The 16,616-nt window shown below is 67.3% G+C and carries 17 protein-coding genes; 4 read left to right on the forward strand and 13 right to left on the reverse strand.

Going from position 1 to position 16,616, the window contains the following annotated elements; translation table 11 throughout:
• On the reverse strand, nt 1-316 hold a 316-nt coding region (locus A3ES_RS56610; RefSeq protein ID WP_237745218.1), incomplete at its 3' end, for a hypothetical protein.
• A 128-nt stretch (nt 317-444) separates the two neighbouring features.
• Here A3ES_RS56610 and A3ES_RS0144190 point away from each other — a divergent pair.
• The gene (locus tag A3ES_RS0144190; RefSeq protein WP_020393257.1) at nt 445-1,179 is read left to right on the forward strand and encodes a hypothetical protein; all 735 of its coding nucleotides are present in this window, start codon (nt 445-447) and stop codon (nt 1,177-1,179) included.
• A 3-nt stretch (nt 1,180-1,182) separates the two neighbouring features.
• On the opposite strand, the gene A3ES_RS0144195 is transcribed toward A3ES_RS0144190, so the two are convergent.
• The 6 genes from A3ES_RS0144195 to A3ES_RS0144220 are packed head-to-tail and all read right to left on the reverse strand — an operon-like array spanning nt 1,183 to nt 7,926.
• Complete coding sequence (locus tag A3ES_RS0144195; protein WP_020393258.1) at nt 1,183-2,055, reverse strand: amidohydrolase family protein; 873 nt, start codon at nt 2,053-2,055, stop codon at nt 1,183-1,185.
• Between the two features lie 58 nt (nt 2,056-2,113).
• Nucleotides 2,114-3,646, reverse strand: a complete 1,533-nt coding sequence (locus A3ES_RS0144200; RefSeq protein ID WP_020393259.1) for a sugar ABC transporter ATP-binding protein — start codon at nt 3,644-3,646, stop codon at nt 2,114-2,116.
• Nucleotides 3,643-4,647, reverse strand: coding sequence for an ABC transporter permease (locus tag A3ES_RS0144205; protein ID WP_020393260.1), 1,005 nt, complete (start codon nt 4,645-4,647; stop codon nt 3,643-3,645). The genes A3ES_RS0144200 and A3ES_RS0144205 overlap by 4 nt, the downstream gene beginning before the upstream one ends.
• On the reverse strand, nt 4,644-5,729 hold the full coding sequence (locus tag A3ES_RS0144210; RefSeq protein WP_020393261.1) for an ABC transporter permease: 1,086 nt from the start codon (nt 5,727-5,729) through the stop codon (nt 4,644-4,646). Before A3ES_RS0144210 ends, A3ES_RS0144205 begins: the two co-directional genes overlap by 4 nt.
• Nucleotides 5,726-6,820 carry a mandelate racemase/muconate lactonizing enzyme family protein gene (locus A3ES_RS0144215; protein ID WP_040457179.1) on the reverse strand — a complete coding sequence of 365 codons (1,095 nt, stop codon included), beginning with the start codon at nt 6,818-6,820 and terminating at the stop codon, nt 5,726-5,728. The genes A3ES_RS0144210 and A3ES_RS0144215 overlap by 4 nt, the downstream gene beginning before the upstream one ends.
• A 14-nt stretch (nt 6,821-6,834) precedes the next feature.
• Nucleotides 6,835-7,926 (reverse strand): sugar ABC transporter substrate-binding protein, encoded by a 1,092-nt coding sequence (locus A3ES_RS0144220; protein WP_020393263.1) that lies wholly within the window; start codon nt 7,924-7,926, stop codon nt 6,835-6,837.
• Between the two features lie 145 nt (nt 7,927-8,071).
• Here A3ES_RS0144220 and A3ES_RS0144225 point away from each other — a divergent pair, with 145 nt between their 5' ends.
• Nucleotides 8,072-8,767 carry a GntR family transcriptional regulator gene (locus A3ES_RS0144225; RefSeq protein WP_157631075.1) on the forward strand — a complete coding sequence of 232 codons (696 nt, stop codon included), beginning with the start codon at nt 8,072-8,074 and terminating at the stop codon, nt 8,765-8,767.
• A gap of 23 nt (nt 8,768-8,790) precedes the next feature.
• Nucleotides 8,791-9,642, forward strand: a complete 852-nt coding sequence (locus tag A3ES_RS0144230; protein WP_020393265.1) for a fumarylacetoacetate hydrolase family protein — start codon at nt 8,791-8,793, stop codon at nt 9,640-9,642.
• 303 nt (nt 9,643-9,945) lie between these two features.
• Here the strand turns inward: A3ES_RS0144230 and A3ES_RS0144235 are convergent, their stop codons facing one another.
• From A3ES_RS0144235 to A3ES_RS0144260, 6 genes are read right to left on the reverse strand one after another with little or no spacing between them, the layout of a single operon-like run.
• Nucleotides 9,946-10,962 (reverse strand): HEAT repeat domain-containing protein, encoded by a 1,017-nt coding sequence (locus A3ES_RS0144235; RefSeq protein ID WP_020393266.1) that lies wholly within the window; start codon nt 10,960-10,962, stop codon nt 9,946-9,948.
• Nucleotides 10,956-11,648, reverse strand: a complete 693-nt coding sequence (locus tag A3ES_RS0144240; RefSeq protein WP_020393267.1) for a HEAT repeat domain-containing protein — start codon at nt 11,646-11,648, stop codon at nt 10,956-10,958. Before A3ES_RS0144240 ends, A3ES_RS0144235 begins: the two co-directional genes overlap by 7 nt.
• A 58-nt stretch (nt 11,649-11,706) precedes the next feature.
• On the reverse strand, nt 11,707-12,627 hold the full coding sequence (locus A3ES_RS0144245) for an NAD-dependent epimerase/dehydratase family protein (RefSeq protein ID WP_020393268.1): 921 nt from the start codon (nt 12,625-12,627) through the stop codon (nt 11,707-11,709).
• On the reverse strand, nt 12,624-13,229 hold the full coding sequence (locus A3ES_RS0144250) for a dihydrofolate reductase family protein (RefSeq protein WP_020393269.1): 606 nt from the start codon (nt 13,227-13,229) through the stop codon (nt 12,624-12,626). Before A3ES_RS0144250 ends, A3ES_RS0144245 begins: the two co-directional genes overlap by 4 nt.
• A 19-nt stretch (nt 13,230-13,248) precedes the next feature.
• Entirely contained in the window at nt 13,249-14,646 is a 1,398-nt protein-coding gene (locus A3ES_RS0144255) for an FAD-binding oxidoreductase (protein WP_020393270.1), read from the reverse strand.
• Nucleotides 14,647-14,700: 54 nt separating this feature from the next.
• Complete coding sequence (locus A3ES_RS0144260; RefSeq protein WP_202806733.1) at nt 14,701-15,540, reverse strand: helix-turn-helix domain-containing protein; 840 nt, start codon at nt 15,538-15,540, stop codon at nt 14,701-14,703.
• Nucleotides 15,541-15,614: 74 nt separating this feature from the next.
• Between A3ES_RS0144260 and A3ES_RS0144265 the strand changes: the two genes are divergently transcribed.
• Nucleotides 15,615-15,992 carry a VOC family protein gene (locus A3ES_RS0144265; protein WP_026163785.1) on the forward strand — a complete coding sequence of 126 codons (378 nt, stop codon included), beginning with the start codon at nt 15,615-15,617 and terminating at the stop codon, nt 15,990-15,992.
• The last annotated feature ends 624 nt before the right edge of the window (nt 15,993-16,616 follow it).

A 16,616-nucleotide genomic window follows, 5' to 3' on the forward strand; every position in this document is an offset into this window, starting at 1 on the left:
CAGTGGTGGGCTTGGACGCCTGGCGGCGACCGTGAACAAGGTGCACCCTGTTCGAGGTCACCAGAAGGTGTTCAAGCCCACCAGTGGTGGGCTTGAACGCCTTGCCGGCGAAGACGTGCAACCAGCGGCGCCGATACGCCGTACGAGTCACGCTGATCGCGAATGCCGGCGTCACCCGCGTGCCCGTGCAGCCGTACCGGCGTACCGGCGTACCGGCGTACCGGCGTACCGGCGGGATTGGATCGGACTTGTTAGCGGGTGGAGACGGTGATGGGTGTGTGGTAGGGAGCTTGGACAGCTTTGGGGCCTTGGGCAAGCTATTTCGTGTTTCGCGGGGACGAGAAGGTGTTCGAGGCGCCGGGTTCTGGAGCGGGGTGAACTTTCGGGGTGGTAGGTGCATCCAACGGGTGCGGTCAGTGGTCGTGATGGATCTGAGGGAGGCCGATGATGCTCACCCGTGCCACCGGGGTCAGCGCTGTTCTCGCCGTGGTGATGGCAGGTGTTCTCACCACGGTTGCGGTTGCGCGTTCGGATTCCGAGAGAGGCTCGAGTGCGGTCGCCGGTCCGAAGGCCGGCCAGGCGGGCGATGCCAAGGGCCCCGGCGCTCAGGGGGAGACTGGCGCGCAGAAGCCCGGTACTCCGACGGGTCGCGGCACCAAGCCGCGCGACACCGTGCCCGCGCTCAAGGTGGCGCAGGTGAAGTATGACCATCAGACCTGGGGCGATCCGAAGACTGAGGTCGGGATCGTCATCTGGGCGCCGAAGGGGTGGAAGAAGGTGAAGCTGTCCACGCTCGAGGTGAAACTCACCAGTCCCAATGGCCGGTGGAACCTCCGTGTGGACGGCACAGGCAAGGACCAGCCGATCAAGACTGCCTCGGACGACAAGTACGCGCTGACGTCATCGTCCACTGAGGACTTCAAACTCGTCTCCCGCGAGACCGGTACGACCCGCGCGACCAACCAGGTCTTTGCCGGGATGGTCTTTCGCCACCGGACGCTGACCTACACCTACACAGACCCGGTCCGCGGCCGGCGCCTGGTGGTCGACCGCTTCGTCTCGCTCGACGACGCCACCCACACCCTCTTCGAGGTCACCGCTGGCGGCCGCCCGCAGGACGCCGCTGCCCTCGCAGCCATCACCGCCAAGGCAACCGAGGACTTCATCCGGCTCCCCTGAAAGTCAGGTCAGGTCGTACACCCGGCGGGCAGTATCGCCGAAGACTGCGTTGCGCTCGGGGCCGTTGAGGTCGGAGGTCAGGTCGACGGCTGCCTGGACGACCTCGCCGTACGAGGCCGCGAGGAGGCAGACAGGCCAGTCGGAGCCGAACATGACTCGGTCCGGGCCGAAGGCATCGAGTACTACGTCGGCGTAAGGCTGGAGGTCGGAGACTTTCCAGTCGGTCCAGGACGCTTCGGTCACCATGCCGGAGAGTTTGCAGGAGACGTTCGGTAGGGCTGCGAGTGCTCGGAGCTCGGAGGCCCACGGCTCCAGGTCGCCGCCGACTACTGGCTTGGAGATGTGGTCCACCACGAACGACAGTTGCGGCAGGGCCTGCACGGTCTCTACCGCGGCCGGCAGGTGCGGTGTCTTCGTCAACAGGTCGTACACCAACCCGGCATCCGCAACCGCCGCGAGCCCGGCCCGTACGTCGTCGCGGCACAGCCAGCGTGGATCAGGCTCATCGTGGACCTGATGCCGGATGCCCTTCAACCAGCCGCCATCCGGTCGCTCCTTCAACCCAGCCAGCGCGTCGGCGACGCCGGCCGCGGTGAGATCCACCCAGCCGACCACGCCGGCGACCAACTCGTTGCCAGCAGCAACTTCCAGGAACTCCGGTGTCTCGGCCGGTACGCCGACGGTCTGCACCAGCACCGTCGACGTGACGTCGGCCGCTGCCGCGAGGGGGGCAAGGTCGTCGATCGAGAAGTTCCGCCGGACCGGATCCAGCTCCGGCCCGACCATCCAGGTCTGCTCCCGAACACTCAGATCCCAGACATGGTGATGCGCATCGACCCGCCCGTTCACACCGATCTCCTCTTCGCTCCCCGGCATCCGGCAGCCTTCCTGCGGCCGTCGTGGTTCCCGTTCCGCTGCCGGCATCCGGTTGTCTTCATGCTGCTGCCGTTGTTCCCGCGTGGATCAGGCGGATCACCTGCTGGCTCATCGTGTCGTAGTCATGCGTGTTGGTGACTTCTCCCCGGACCCGGTGGTCGCGCATGACCACTACGCGGTCGGCGAGGGTGATCATCTCGGGGAGGTCCGAGGTGATCAGCAGGATCGCCAGGCCGTTGGCGGCCAAGTCCCAGATCAGGGTGTGGAAGGCATCCTTGGTCCGTACGTCGATGCCGACCGTCGGTTCGTCGATGATCAGGATCTCGGTCTTCGCCGCGAGCCACTTGGCCAGCGACACCTTCTGCTGGTTGCCGCCTGACAGCGTCCCGGCCAGTTGCTCCGGCGACGCGATCCGGATCCCGAGCTGCTCGACGTAGCCGGCGACCAGCTCGGACTCCGTCTTCTTCGGCACGTAGGACAATCCCGGAATCCGGCCGAGTCGCTTCAGCAGCCGGTCCCAGACGGTGACCGCGATGTTGCGGGCGACCGACTGCTCGAGGAAGACGCCTTCCTCCTTGCGGTTCTCGGTGACGTATCCGATCTTGTGGTTCTTCAGTGCATCCCGCACGTTCCGGATCCGCACCGCCTGACCGCGCACCCGCACCTCGCCCGCGGTGATCCGGTCGAGCCCCAGCAACGCCTTCGCCAGTTCGCTCCGGCCAGCGCCGACCAGCCCGTAAAGCCCGACGATCTCCCCGGGGCGGACCGTGAGATCGACCTCCGCGTGACCGGACGCAGTACCGACGCCGGACAGCTCCAGCAATGGCGCGGCATCGCCAACGGTCCGCGGCGGCAGCGTCAGTGCCTCGTGGACGCGACCGACCATCAAGTCGACGACCTGATCGCGGGTGAGGTCAGCCAGGGCGCCGGACTCGAGCACCGACGAGCCGTCGCGCAGTACGGTCACGGTGTCGCAGATCTGGAAGACCTCTTCGAGCTTGTGGCTGACGAACAGCACCGAGCGCCCGTCGTTCTTCAGCTTCTCGACCACCCGGAAGAGCCGCTCGGCCTCGTTCGGCGTGATCGAGGCGGTCGGCTCGTCGAGTAGCAGCACCCGGCTCTCCACCGACAGCGCCTTCGCGATCTCGACCAGCTGCGCCTGCGCGACGGACAGCTCCGTCACCGGCAAGTCGGGGTCGATGTCCAGATCCAGCTCGGCCAGCCAGCGCGCGGCCTCCGAGCGGACGCGCCCGCGATCCACCAGTCCGCGGGAGGTCGGCAGCTTCTGGAGCAGGATGTTCTCCCCGACCGTGAAGCCCGGGATCAGGTTCCGCTCCTGGTGCACTACGCCGATTCCCGCCGAGGCCGACTCGTGCGGCGACCCGAAATGCACCTCCTGGCCGTCCAGCAGCAACCGCCCGCCGTCCGGCTTGTAGAGCCCGGTGATCACCTTGATCAGCGTCGACTTGCCCGCGCCGTTCTCCCCGAGCAACGCGTGCACCGAGCCCGCTTCGAGCTTCAGCGTCACGCCGTCGAGCGCCCGGACACCCGGGAACAACTTGTCCACCTCAAAGGCCTCGAACAGCGTCAAGACACACCTCCGGCCACGGCCGCGTCCGGCGCTTTCACGACCGTACGCCGCTCCTGCCGGCGGGTGCGGACCTGCCCGAGCACCACCGACCCGAGCACCACGGTGCCGACGACGAAGTTGACCCAGCTCGGCTCGAGCGAGAACTCTGCCCGGGCCGTGTCGACGAAGCGCACGATGAAGGCGGCGAGCACCGTCCCGAGCACGACCGCGGAGCCCCCGGTCAGCAAAGCGCCACCGATGATCGGCGCGGCGAAGCTCGGCAGCAGCCAGTCGCCGCCGATGCTCTTGTTCACTCCCGGCGACGACGCCACGGTCAGGATCGCCGCGACGCCGAGGATCGCGCCGGACAGCGTGTGCGCGATGATCACCGAGCGATCGTTGGAGATCCCGGAAAGCCTTGCGGCGATGGGATTCCCACCCGACGCGAGCAGCTGCCGACCAGGCACCGTCCGGCGCAACATCACCGCGAGCAGCCCGGCCACCACGAGGGCCACCAGGAAGATCAGCGGCAGCACCCCGAACACGGCGTACGAGCCGAAGCTCTTCAGTCCTTGGGGATACGCGTCGACGGTGCGCGTGCCGACCAGGCGATACTGCACGCCCAGCAGCACCGTCATCGTGGCCAGCGTGACGATGAATCCGTTGATCCGGGTCAGCACGACGAGCAATCCGTTCAGCAGGCCTGCCACCGAAGCGAGCAGGAAGCCGATCAGCAAGGCGAGCGGAACCGGCACGCCGTGGTCGGCCATCAGCACGCCCATCGCGCACGCGGCGAAACCGCCGACGGCACCGACGGCGAGGTTGAGTTGACCCACGGCTAAGACCACCATCTGAGCCAATCCGATCAGGACCGGCACCGCAAGGAACTGAAGCAGCACTCGCAGTGAATTCGCCTCGAGCAGATCACCGTGCGAAGCGATCACCAGGAAGACGAAGAACACCACTCCGATGACCAGCAAGGTCATCTCGGTCGTCCGGGCGAATCTGAGCGTCGCCTTCATCGTTCCCTCACCCCCTGCCGGTCGGACAGCACGGTTCGGACCCGGTCGGTCGAGAGCGCGACGAGCAGGATCAGCCCGAGGTAGATGTTCAGGCTCTCCAGCCCGACACCCAGCAGATCAAGGCCTTTCCGGATCACCGACGTCAGCGCGGTCCCGAGCATGGTGCCCCAGACCGAGATGAACCCGCCGGCCAGCAGCGTCCCGCCCAGGATCGGGCCGAGGAACGACGGCAGCATGAACTCCTCACCGATCGTCGCCTTGATCGACCCGGTGCTGACCGCGAGCATGAACCCGGCCAGCGCGGCCAGGCAGCCCGACATCGCGTGCGCGGTGATCACCCGGCGGGCGGTCGGAATGCCCGAGAGCTCGGCCGCCTTGACCGACGTACCGGTCATCAGCAGTTCACGGCCGAGCTTGGTGCGGCTGTAGATCCAGCCGACGACAACCATCGCGATAACAGCGAACAGAGCCAGCTGCGGTACTGCGGGCGACCCGCAGACGTTGCCGATGCAGATGTCCGCGAGTGAGTAGTTGCGCATCTCGCGCATACCTTCAGGCTTGGTGACGAAGGCGGCGTTGTCCGTCAGCCCGGTGTAGACGAGTGGAATCAGGCCGAGCAGCAGGAAGTCGAGCGCGAGCGTGACGACGAACGAGTTCACGCCGGTCCGCGCGATCACCCAGCCGGCCAGCGCGCCGATCGCAGTACCGGCGATCAGGCCGACCAGCAGGCCGGCGTACAGGCTGAAATGCCAGAGGTCGTAGGAGATGCCGGTGATCATCATCGAGAACGCGGCCATCCGCCCGACGGCGAGGTTCATGTGGCCGATCGACAGCACGCACATCTGCGCCAGGCCGACGACAGTGAACATCGCGATGTCTCGCAGCAATGGGAAGACGACCAGCTGCTGGTTGAAGAAGGCGGGCCGCAGGATCCCGAAGAGCGCGCCGAGCGCCACCACGAGGATCAGCAGACCGATCCGCTGGTTCGCCCACCAGGGCGTGCGACCGCCGCGCGGCTGCTCGACCGGGGCGTCCGGTTCGTGCAGTGCCGCGGTGGCGGTCTCCGAGACGGGTGCGCTCACGAGACCCGCCGATCGTCGATCGCGTCGCGATCCCAGTCGATGCCGAGACCGGGCTCGTCCGGTGCGACGGCATGCCCGTCCGCGATCTCCATCTCGGTCTTCGTGATCGCTCGCAACTGCGGGATGTGTTCGACGTACCGGCCGTTCGGTACTGCGGCCGCCAGGCTGACGTGGAGTTCCATCAGGAAGTGCGGGCAGACCTCGAGGTTGAAGGTCTCGGCCAGGTGCGCCACCTTCAGCCACGGCGTGATGCCGCCGACCCGGGCGACGTCCACCTGGACGATGCCGGCCGCACCGGCGGCGACGTACTCGCGGAACTGCGAGATCGAGTACATCGACTCGCCGACCGCGATCGGGATCGAGGTGGACTCGGCCAGCCGGACATGTCCGGTCAGGTCATCGGCCGGCAGCGGTTCCTCGAACCAGGTCAGCTCGAGCGGCTCGAAGGCGCGGGCCCGGCGCTTCGCTTCGGGGTACGTCATCGACTGGTTCGCGTCGACCATGATGTCCAGCGCCGGACCGACGGCCTCCCGTACTGCGGACAGCCGTTCGAGGTCCTCGTGAACGCGCGGCTTGCCCACCTTGAGTTTGACTCCTGGCCAGCCGGCCTTCTGGGAGGCGAGCGCGCCGGCGACGAGCTGGTCCGTTGTCAGATGCAACCAACCACCCTCGGTGTCGTAGAGCGGCACGCGTCGGCGGAAGCCACCCGCGAGCCGCCAGAGCGGTTCATCGGCTCGCCGGCAACGCAGGTCCCACAGGGCGGTATCGACCGAGGCGAGCGCGAGCGAGGTGATCGCGCCGACCGTGGTCGCCCGCGTGGAGGCGAACAGGTCGAACCAGATTCCCTCCACGTTGCGGGCGTCCGCGCCGACCAGCCGTGGCAACAGGTGATCCCGCAGCATCGCGAGAACCGCAGTACCGCCGGTACCGATCGTGTAGGAGTAGCCGAGGCCGACATAGCCGTCGGAGGTCTCCAGCTCGACGAAAACCGTTTCCTGCTTGAGGAAAGCCTGGACCGCGTCGGTCCGCTCGGTCTCCACCTCGAGGTCGACGAGGAAGGCCTCGGCCCTGCTGATCGTTGTCTTGGGCAAGGTGTGTACTCCGGTCACGAGCAGCTCAGCTGGGCGGCGAAGTCCTTCTGCAGCTCCGTCGTCTTGGCCTTGCGCTCGGTGTCGTAGCTGTCGACGTTGGCCTTGGTGACGACGAACGAGCCGGAGTCGACGATCACGCCGGGCGTCTTCATCGTGCACTGCTTGGAGCCGAGCAGGGCGAGCAGCCAGCCGCCGACGTACGCCTGGCCGACGGGGTTCTGCGTGACGGTCGCGGCGACGCCGCCGGACTTGATCCCGGACAGGATCTTGGCGTCGTCATCGATCGCCACCACCTTGATCGGAAGCTTGCTGCTGGCAACACCGTCGGCGGCGGCCACGGCCGGGTTGTAGGCGGTGGTGACGATGCCCTTGATCTCCTTGCCCTTCGAGGCAAGCAGGTCGGCGACCGCCTTCTGCGCGGTCTGCAGGTCCTTGTCGATGTCGGTGATCACCGGCAGCTCGGTGACCTTGCCGCCGGTCTCGCCGATCGCCTTCTTCACCCCGGCGATCCGGCGCTGGGTGTTCGAGTCGACGTTGTTGCCGGTCAGGTGCACGATCGTGCCGGTCCCGCCGATCGCTTCGATCGTTGCCTTGGTCGCCTTGTACGCCGCCGCCTCCACGTCGGTGGACAGGCAGAAGTCGGCGGAGTTGGTGTCACCGGCCGGGCAGGACGCGAGCGAGCCGACCGCGAACCCCTTCGCCTTCAGGTCCTCGAAGGTGGAGTTGATGTCGGTCGGCGACACGCCGAAGATACCGAACGCGTTGTAGCCCTGGGCTGCGAGCGAGTTGATCACGTTGTTCTGCTTGCCCTGGTCCCACTCGCCGGTCTCGTTGAAAGTGGCACCACCGAGCTTGAAGTCGGTCTTGTCCAGCTCGGCGGTCGTCTTCCAGGGCTGGAAGTAGGGGTGCGCGCCGCCCGGGATCAGGGCTAGCTTCACCTTGGAGCCGTCCTTGAGCTCTACCGGGCCGGTCGACGTACCGGTGGAGGCGTCGTCTCCGGAAGTACCGGCCGTGTCGTTGGAGTTCTTGGTGCTGCAACCGGTGGCAGCCAGCGCAACGAGGGCAAGCCCGACGGCGGTCTTCTGGTACAGCGAGTGGACGGTCATGGGCCTGACTCCTCAAAGATCCTATAGGATATTGCGTAGCTGATGCTGCACCTTCACACTGGTGGCGTCAAGACTTGTCCGGGTAACGACTGTGCTACCGGCACAGGGAAGTCGGGCATGATAGGGGCCTCCGGGAGGAGTGACAGTGACAGATGCGCATTTGGGGCTGGCGGGGCAACTCTCGCGCCTGCCCCAGCGACAGGTGCTCAGCGACGACGTCTACGAGACCGTCAAGGGCCTGATCATGGACAGCGTGGTCGAACCGGGCACCCGGCTGAACATCGACGCGCTGACCCGCGAACTCGGCATCTCGCAGACGCCGATCCGCGAGTCGCTGGCCCGGCTGGAGTCCGACGGTCTGGTGATCAAGGAGCCGTTGCGGGGCTACCGGGTGTCGTCCCGGCTGACCCGCGAGGAGTTCGAGGACCTCTTCGAGTACCGGCTGCACATCGAGCCTTGGGCAGCCGGCCGAGCCGCCGAGCGGACTGCCCCGGACGACCTGGCCCGGCTCAAGGACGAGATGCTCAGCTATACCGACGTACCGGATCGTCCTGATTACGACAGTTACAAGGCGATGGCCGCGCACGACCAGCGGTTCCACGACCTGGTACTGGAACTGTCCGGCAACGACACCGCCCGGCAGTCCTTCGCTCGCACGCACTGCCACCTGCACCTGTTCCGCCTGTACTACGGCGGCGGGATCGCGACCAAGGCACTGCGCGAGCACAAGACGATCGTGGCCGCGGTCCGCAAGGGAGACCCCCAGGAGGCGGCTGCCGCGATGCGGACACATATCGAAGCGTCGCGGGCCCGGTTGCGGCCTGTGTTCGACCAGCAATGATCCCCTCTTAATTGGAGAGTTCTGTGGAACTGCTGCGCCTCGGCGCGGTCGGTGAGGAGCGCCCTTACGTGCGCGACGCCGATGGCACCGTCTATGACCTGAGCTCCGTCACCGCCGACATCGACGGCGCCTTCCTCGCCGCGGACGGCATCGCCCGCGCCCGCGCCGCGCTGGCCGCCGGTTCACTGCCGGCGGCTTCCACCGAGGGCCTCCGCGTGGGCGCCCCGATCGCGAAGCCGGCCGCCGTCGTCTGCGTCGGCCTGAACTACGCGGCCCACGCGGCCGAATCCGGCGCCGAACCGCCGAAGAACCCGGTCGTCTTCTTCAAACACCCCAACACGGTCGTCGGCCCGTACGACGACGTACTGGTGCCGCGCGGATCCACCAAGACGGACTGGGAGGTGGAGCTGGCGATCGTGATCGGCAAGACGGCGCGCTACCTGTCTTCCGACGAGGAAGCGCTTGCCTGCATTGCTGGCTACACAGTCTCCAACGACGTCTCCGAGCGCACCTTCCAGCTCGAGGTCTCCGGCGGCCAGTGGTCGAAGGGCAAATGCTGCGAGACGTTCAACCCGCTCGGGCCGGCGCTGGTACCGGCTGACGAGGTCGAGGATCCGCAGGCGCTGAACCTGAAGTCCTGGGTCAACGGCGAGATCCGCCAGGACTCGAACACACGAGACATGATCTTCTCGGTGGCGGCGCTGGTGCGTGACCTTTCGCAGTACATGACGCTTGATCCGGGCGACATCGTCAACACCGGTACGCCGGAGGGCGTCGCTTTGTCGGGCCGCTTCCCGTACTTGTCGGTTGGCGACACGATGGAATGCGAAATCCAGGGCCTCGGCAAGCAGAAGCAGGCTCTCGGCAAGGCCTGATCCTTTGGTGAGCCGCGTGGGGTGCATCCCCACGCAGCCTCGGTCGCTCGCTGACTGAACAGCTGACGCGCAACTGCAGCCTGACGGCCGGGTACCCCGCTGCGGAGGGAAGGCCCGCGAGGCGGAAGGGTTCGCCCTCTGGCGGAGGGGTTCGCTCCTCGTGGTGGGGTTCGCCCCCTGGCAGAGCAGGGGGCGAACCCCCGGAGGAGGCGTGAAGCACACCGAGAGGCAAAACCTGAGCCGAAGGGCCAGTTGCTGAAGCGATTTCGATCTGGTGTGAGCGTTCCGGCAGTCGTTTCGGGGTTAGGCGTTGGGGCGCTCTTTGAGCATTTTCAGGAAGGCCATGGCGGTGAGGGCCACCGTTCGATCGTCGTCGTGGGTCAACTGTTGGAGGGCGCTCTGCGCGCTTGCCGGTGGCATTTCGGCGAGGGCTTGAGCTAGGCGGATTCGTACTGCGGGGTCCGTCGTGTGGGCGGTGAGTTCGACGGTTAGTGCGGTCATGATCTGGTCGGAGCAAGCGGGGTCCAGAGACAGAGTCCCCAGGACCTCGGCTGCCTCGACGTCGTTCGTTCCTTCGACCACCATTGCGATGAGGGTCGGCACGGCTGCAGTTGCGCCGCGCTTGCCCAATGCCAGAGCTGCATGCCGGCGTACCGGCGGGTCAACGTCGCCGAGGGCGTCAGTGAGTACTGCGGCTGCGCCCGGGGAGTCGGACATTTCCGCGATCGCAAGGACCGCGCGGCGGCGGGTGTCGACGTTTTCTGAGTAGACGCCGGGGGCCACACTCGCGACCGCCTCGTCGCCCGCGCGGGCGAGGGCCCAGCGCAGGGCGCCGGCGACGTTTGGGTCGGATTCGGCGAGGACCGCTGCGGCCAGCAGGTCGGTGGGGACCGGCACGTCCTCCGCTGGGCCCAGGACTGTCTGCTGTCGGCGTGCAGCACTCGGCGAGTTGAGGCCGTGCAGGAGCTCGACGATGCGTAGTACGTCTTCCCAGCCATCCGGCGTCGAGGCGTCGACCGTGCGGAGTCGTTCTAGTAGCTCCTGTTCGCGCTTCAGTCGGTCTTCGGTGCGTTGGATGAGGTCGCCGACCAGGGCGGACGGCGTGAACGCGGGATCCTCCAGCGCGCGTCCGACCTCTCGTAGCGACAACCCGAGCGACCGCAGACTCTCCACGTGGAAGATCCGGCGGATGTCCTCGGCGGAGTACTCCCGGTAGCCGCCCACCGTCCGGCCTGTTGGACGCACCAGCCCGAGGGAGTCGTAGTGCCTGAGCATGCGCGTACTCACCCCCGAGCGGCGCGCCACCTCGCCGATCAGCATTCCAAGGCCTCGACTCGTTCGGGGCCGAGGGCAACGATCCGCTTCGCCTCGTCGACGTCTGGGGCGAAGACCGCCTCCGGGTCGCGGAGGAGCAGTTCCGTGGCGCGGGCATGCGCACGTACCACCGGGTCGTTGCTCGCCAAGCCCGTCCGCAGGGCCGGCTCGATCATGTCTCCGAGCGCGACGAGTGCTCGGCTGAGACTCAGTTGCACAAGCCGGTCGCCGCGGCCGAGTTGGGCGGCCAGTTCCGCAGCCAAACCCTTCTCCTCGCCCGCCGGCACGAGTACGACGGCCGCACGCCAGGCGCTTCGCGCGACCTCATCGTCGGCGTCGCGCAGCAACGAGCGCGTGATCGCGGGCCACGCATTCTCGTCCCCGATCTTCGACAGCGTGTGCAACGCCTGGCTCCGCGCCTGAGCGTGCTCGGAACGGAGTTCCACGAGGAGCCTGGGCACCGTGAGCTCCGACGGGAGGCGGGTCAACGCCCAGGTCAGCATGTCGCGCACGAAGAAGTCCAGCTCGACCGCGCACCGCGCCACCAGCGCCTCGACGAGGCCGGGGTCGGATTGCGTACCGACCGCCAGTACCGCCTGGAGCCGCGTCGACGAGTTCTCAGCACTCAACGCGGCGACCAGACGCTCGTCCGGCGAATTCTGTGGCGAGTTGATGATGACCACCTCCTGCACCCAGTGAAGACCTTGTCACAGTGTCAAGGTCAAGCGACACCACATGCAGCGGGATCACTCAGCGGGCGTTGCTGCGTCGCCAGTCGACATAGTCGGTGACTGCTGCGGCGACGTCGAAGGCTGGTTTGTACCCCGTGTCGGCAGTGAGGCGGCTGATGTCGAGGTAGGGGTCTACGCCGGGGCCGTGCTTGCGACCCGGCAGGAGTTCGAGCTCCACCTCAGGGGTGGTCCCCTGCAAGGCCTCCACGAGTTCGCGGTTAGTGGAGGGGCGGCCGTTGGAGACGTTGTAGGTGTGGTGGTTCAGGGTTTCCGCGGTTGTCAGCAAGGCGATCGCTTGGCCAGCATCCGGTGCGTAGCAACTGTCGCCGCCATCGTCGGCGTACAGGGGTTGCGGCTTTTGGCCACGGAGTAGTGCGCCGACGTACGGCGGTACGGGGCTGAACGGTGATTCCGGGTCCATCAATGGTCCCCAGATGCTGCCGATCCGTAGTACGACAGGTTGGACACCGCTGCCTTGAAGGGTGTGCGTGGTGAGCGGTTCGACGGCCTTCTTGAAGGCGACGATCAGGTGCGGCAGTTCCGCGGTGGGCAGGTCGAGCTCCTCATGCCACGGGCGTTCGGGCCGGCCGATGTACACGCCGATACTGCTGGCGACGGCGAACCTGCGGACACCCCAGGTACGGGCGGCGTCCAGTGCGTTGAGCAGGCCGGTCGTGTCCGTACGGAAGTAGCTGACCGGATCCTCACCCGGGACAGTGCCGGCCAAGTGGACGATGTCGCTGATGTCGTAGCGATCGCCGAGGGCCAGGAACGCTTCCCGGTCGGTGACGTCGAGGGACTCGACCGCGACCTTGCCGGCCAGGAAGGACGGGACGTCGACCTGGCGGTAGGAGGTGATGACGACCTCTTGCCCGAGGTCGATGAGCGCGCGGGCGGTGTGGGCGCCGATCATGCCCAGCCCTCCGGTGACCAGGATCATCGGAGTACCTCGTAGTGGAGGTGGGTCACGCCGGGGGCCGGGATGGCCTCGATCAGCCGGAGGTTCACGTGCTTCGGGACCTCCTGGAAGAAGCTGAGACCGCCGCCCAGCAGGATGGGTATCTGGTGCAGGATCAGCTCGTCGACGAGCCCTGCCTCGAGCGCCGCGGTCGCCAGACCGCCACCCATCAGGCCGACGTCCTTGCCTCCGGCGATCTCGCGAGCGGCGGCGATTGCGTCCTCGACGCCGGTACTGACGAAGGTCTGCCGCTCGATGGTCTCGGGTGCGGGCCGGTGGCTGAGGACGACGAGCGGCGCCGTCGGGTGCGGACTACCGCCGGTGAAGTTGCTGGAGTGCTCGTAGGTGGTACGTCCCGCGACCATCGCACCCACGCGGGCCGCGAGGGTGTCGAAGAATCGGGCGCTCGGCGCACTCAGCTTGAAGCCGTCGAACACCTGGCTCGGGGTGTCCCCGTTGAAGTACCAGTCGAAAAGCATGGGCGCGTCACCGAGACCGCGGCCGAACTCTTCGGTGCCGTCCGGAGTGCGGCCGCTGATGTAGCCGTCGACCGAGACTGAATGCGAGCTGATCACCTTGCTCATGGCTGTCCTTCGCTGCGGGTTAGAGGGCTTGAGGGAAATCGAAGAATCGATGCGGGTCGTAGGCGTTCTTGACCGCGATCAGCCGCGGATGGTTGCCCGCGTGGTACGCCGCCGCCCAGTCGTCGAGCGCGGGGTCGGGGAAGTTGGGGTAGACGTGTCCTGACCCGTCGGCGTGGGCGGTCGCCCAGGAGGCGTCGACCCAGGGATCGGCCGCCTCGGCGAGGTGCTCGAGCAGGAAGCGTTCGCTGCGATGGGCGAATGCCGTCGCGTTCTCGGCGACGCGGTTGTAGGCCCCGGCCATCGCGGTGAAGGTGAGCTCGCGTCGGTACTCGGTCCTTGGCTCGGCGAGCTGGGTCAGCAGGGATGCGAGGGTGCTAGAAGCCATCGGGTCGGAGAAGAACTCCGACCGGATCCGCAGGACGCGTGCGGGGGTGTCGCGCGGGTCGGCGAAGGTGTCCTTCAGTTGGTGGTACGGCAGGCCGCCGCGCAACTCGATCGCGCCCAGGTCGTCGCTTTGGTCGCCACCTTGGTCGTCGCTCGGGTCGTCGCTTTGGTCGTCACCGCTGCGGGTCGTCGGCGCCACGCCTGCCTGGTCGATCAAGTCCCGCAGTACCTCCCGGGTCGTTGCCTCGTCGAGAGTGGAGGCGCCGAAGAGAGTGGCCTGGACAGGCGCGCCGGGTTCGGACAGCAGGTTGAGGTTGACGGTGAGTTCGTCCGGCGCATCCGGTGCCCACGCTTGCCAGGCCGCGACCAGGTCCTCGACGGCCGGTCCCGACCAGTGCGCCTCGATACGGGTGGTCGTCGGCTCCGGGACAGTCGCGTACCGCAGTACGGTCACCACACCGAACTGACCGCCGCCGGCGCCGCGCAGAGCCCAGAACAACTCTGGTTCGTGTTCGTCATCGCAATCCACGACACTGCCATCCGCGAGCACAACCTGTACGCCGATGAGCCGATCGCAGGTCAGCCCGTAGACGCGTCCGAGCAACCCGATCCCGCCGCCAAGAGTGAGTCCCGCGATGCCAACCGTGGGACCGCACCCGGCCGGCAGGGTGCGCCCGTAGGTGTGGAGCGCCGCGTACACCTCTCCCAGGCGAGCCCCGGCTCCGATCGTGGCGACCCCATCGGCTGCCACGGAGATGTTGTCGAGGCCGGACAGGTCGAGCACGATCCCGTCCGTCGACGATCGACCCGCGAAGCAGTGCCCTCCGCCCCTCGGGACGATGCGATCCCCGGCGGCTTTCGCGTACGCCATGGCGCTGACGACGGCCGAGACGGAGCGGCACCGCACCACGAGCCGCGGCCGCACCTCCTGGTACACGAGGTTGGCCGGGCGGCGGATCGCGTCGTACCCCGGGGAGTCGGGGCCGAACGATTCGCCGTCGAGTGCATCGGCGAAGTCAGCGAGGCTGGTCATGCCTTCGAGACTATGAGCTGGCGCGGGGGCGATTCTTGAACAAATCGCGCAGGTCTAGGCCGGAATCAGCAGCGCGCCGCGGGTAGCGAGGAACGGCTCGTACGACGCGGAGTGCTCGTGCCCGCAGGCGCACCGGTCGACGCTGCCGCCCAGAAGTTGGCGCGGGGTGAGTCCGGTCAGGCGAAGGCACTCCCGGCTCAGGTGCGCCTGGTCGGCGTACCCGACGTCGACCGCCAGTCCAGCCATACCGTCGGCACCAAGCCGCCCGCTGGCTGCCGCGCCGGCCTGAGCCAGCGCGAGGAATCCCTGGAACCGCAGTGTCCGTTGGAGGACTTTGGGACTCACCCCGACTGCATGCAGACAGCGCCGGCGCAACTGGCTCGCGGAGAGTGCGAGGTAGTTGGCCAAGCTGTCGATGTTGACCGGCTGCCACGGCATCAGCGCCCGCACGGCTTCACCCACCAGCGGATCCATCTCTGTAGCTCGAAACTCCTGCAGGAGGTGGGCCTGCAGAACCACTAGTGCCCGTTCAGGCTCTCCGGCCAGCGCCATCGTCTCAACGAGGCGATCCGCCGACCTTCTCCACAGGTCCGCCAGGCCCACGCGCTGATCCACCAGGTCGTCGAGCACCGTCGGCAGCGGCGGCGCGGCGCCCGGCAGGAACCGCGCCCCGACGATGGTGGTGTGCGCCGGGATGACCTCAACCACCGGACCGGTCAACGGCCCGACCAACTGAGGTTGGCCACCGATCGGGAAGTGGATCTCGACCCCGCCCGTGGGCAGGTGCCGTTGCACGTACGCCGCCGCGCCGGTCCGCTGGATCCACACGGTCCGCACGACCCCCGCCAGTTCCCGCACTGGCGGACGCTCGACGTACGACTCCATGCCGGTCATCCTGACATCGAACCGGCCGACCTGGGACCCCGAAATCGTTGGTGATTTGGCGGGGCGTGCGGCAGGGTCGCGGCATGACTTCTGTTGTACGAACGGTGACCTTCGACGCCCGCGACCCGTACGAGCTGGCCGGCTTCTGGTTGCAGGTACTCCGTGCCGAGCGGCCGGAGGACGATGAGCCGGGTGACCCGTACGCCGCGGTGAACACCCCCGAGGTAAAGCTCCTCTTCGAACAGAACAACGACGAGAAGGCCGTCAAGAACCGCCTCCACCTGGACCTTGTCCCCGACGGCCCCCGCGACGCCGAGGTCGAATGGCTCCTGACCCTCGGCGCAACCATCTACGCCGACCACCGCGAACCGGACGGCCGGGGGTGGGTCATCATGCATGACCCCGAAGCCAACGAATTCTGCGTACTCCGAAGCGCAGCGGAGCGTGCTGCTACCGAGTAAGTCCCCCCGCGCTGCCGTCGGCGCTCGCTCCTGCGTCGCTCAGTGCGTCGACCACCCACCCTGGGTCGCGGGCTCCTCCGTCGTCCGCTCGGTGAGGATCTGACGCCGGCGTACACCCAGATCCGGGCTAGCGGCGCCGGTGCCCGGACGAGGAAGGTGAGCGGCGGATTGCGGGCTGCCGTCGAGTGGCGCCTTCGTACGGCATCCCCCACGCAATCTCTGCTGTTTGCTCCTGATGAGGAGTAGGCGAGTCGCGGATGCTGTCCCGACCGACAGGACATAGTGCGATTATCGGGCCGCGCAAACGCTTGCCCGGACCGATTCGGGGACTATGTCCTGTCGGTCGGGACAGTCCCGCGGCTCACGAGGCGTGCGCGTAGGTGGAACGCGCGGGCTCCTTGTCGCGTCGCGACATCCCACGGCTTAGCGGGCTAAGCCGTACTCCGGAGCGGTTCGCCCCTCGACGAGGGGATCGCCCACTGCTCTACCAGGGGGTGAACCCCCGAAGGCGGGGCTGAGCACACCGATGGGTCGCCAACTGCTGCCCGCCCAGCCCTCTCCGCGCCAGTCGCGCCACAGCCACTGCCGTTGAGCTGGCTAAGCAGTACTCCGGAAGGGTTCGCC

Source organism: Kribbella catacumbae DSM 19601 (assembly GCF_000372465.1).
GTDB classification, from domain to species: Bacteria; Actinomycetota; Actinomycetes; order Propionibacteriales; family Kribbellaceae; genus Kribbella; species Kribbella catacumbae.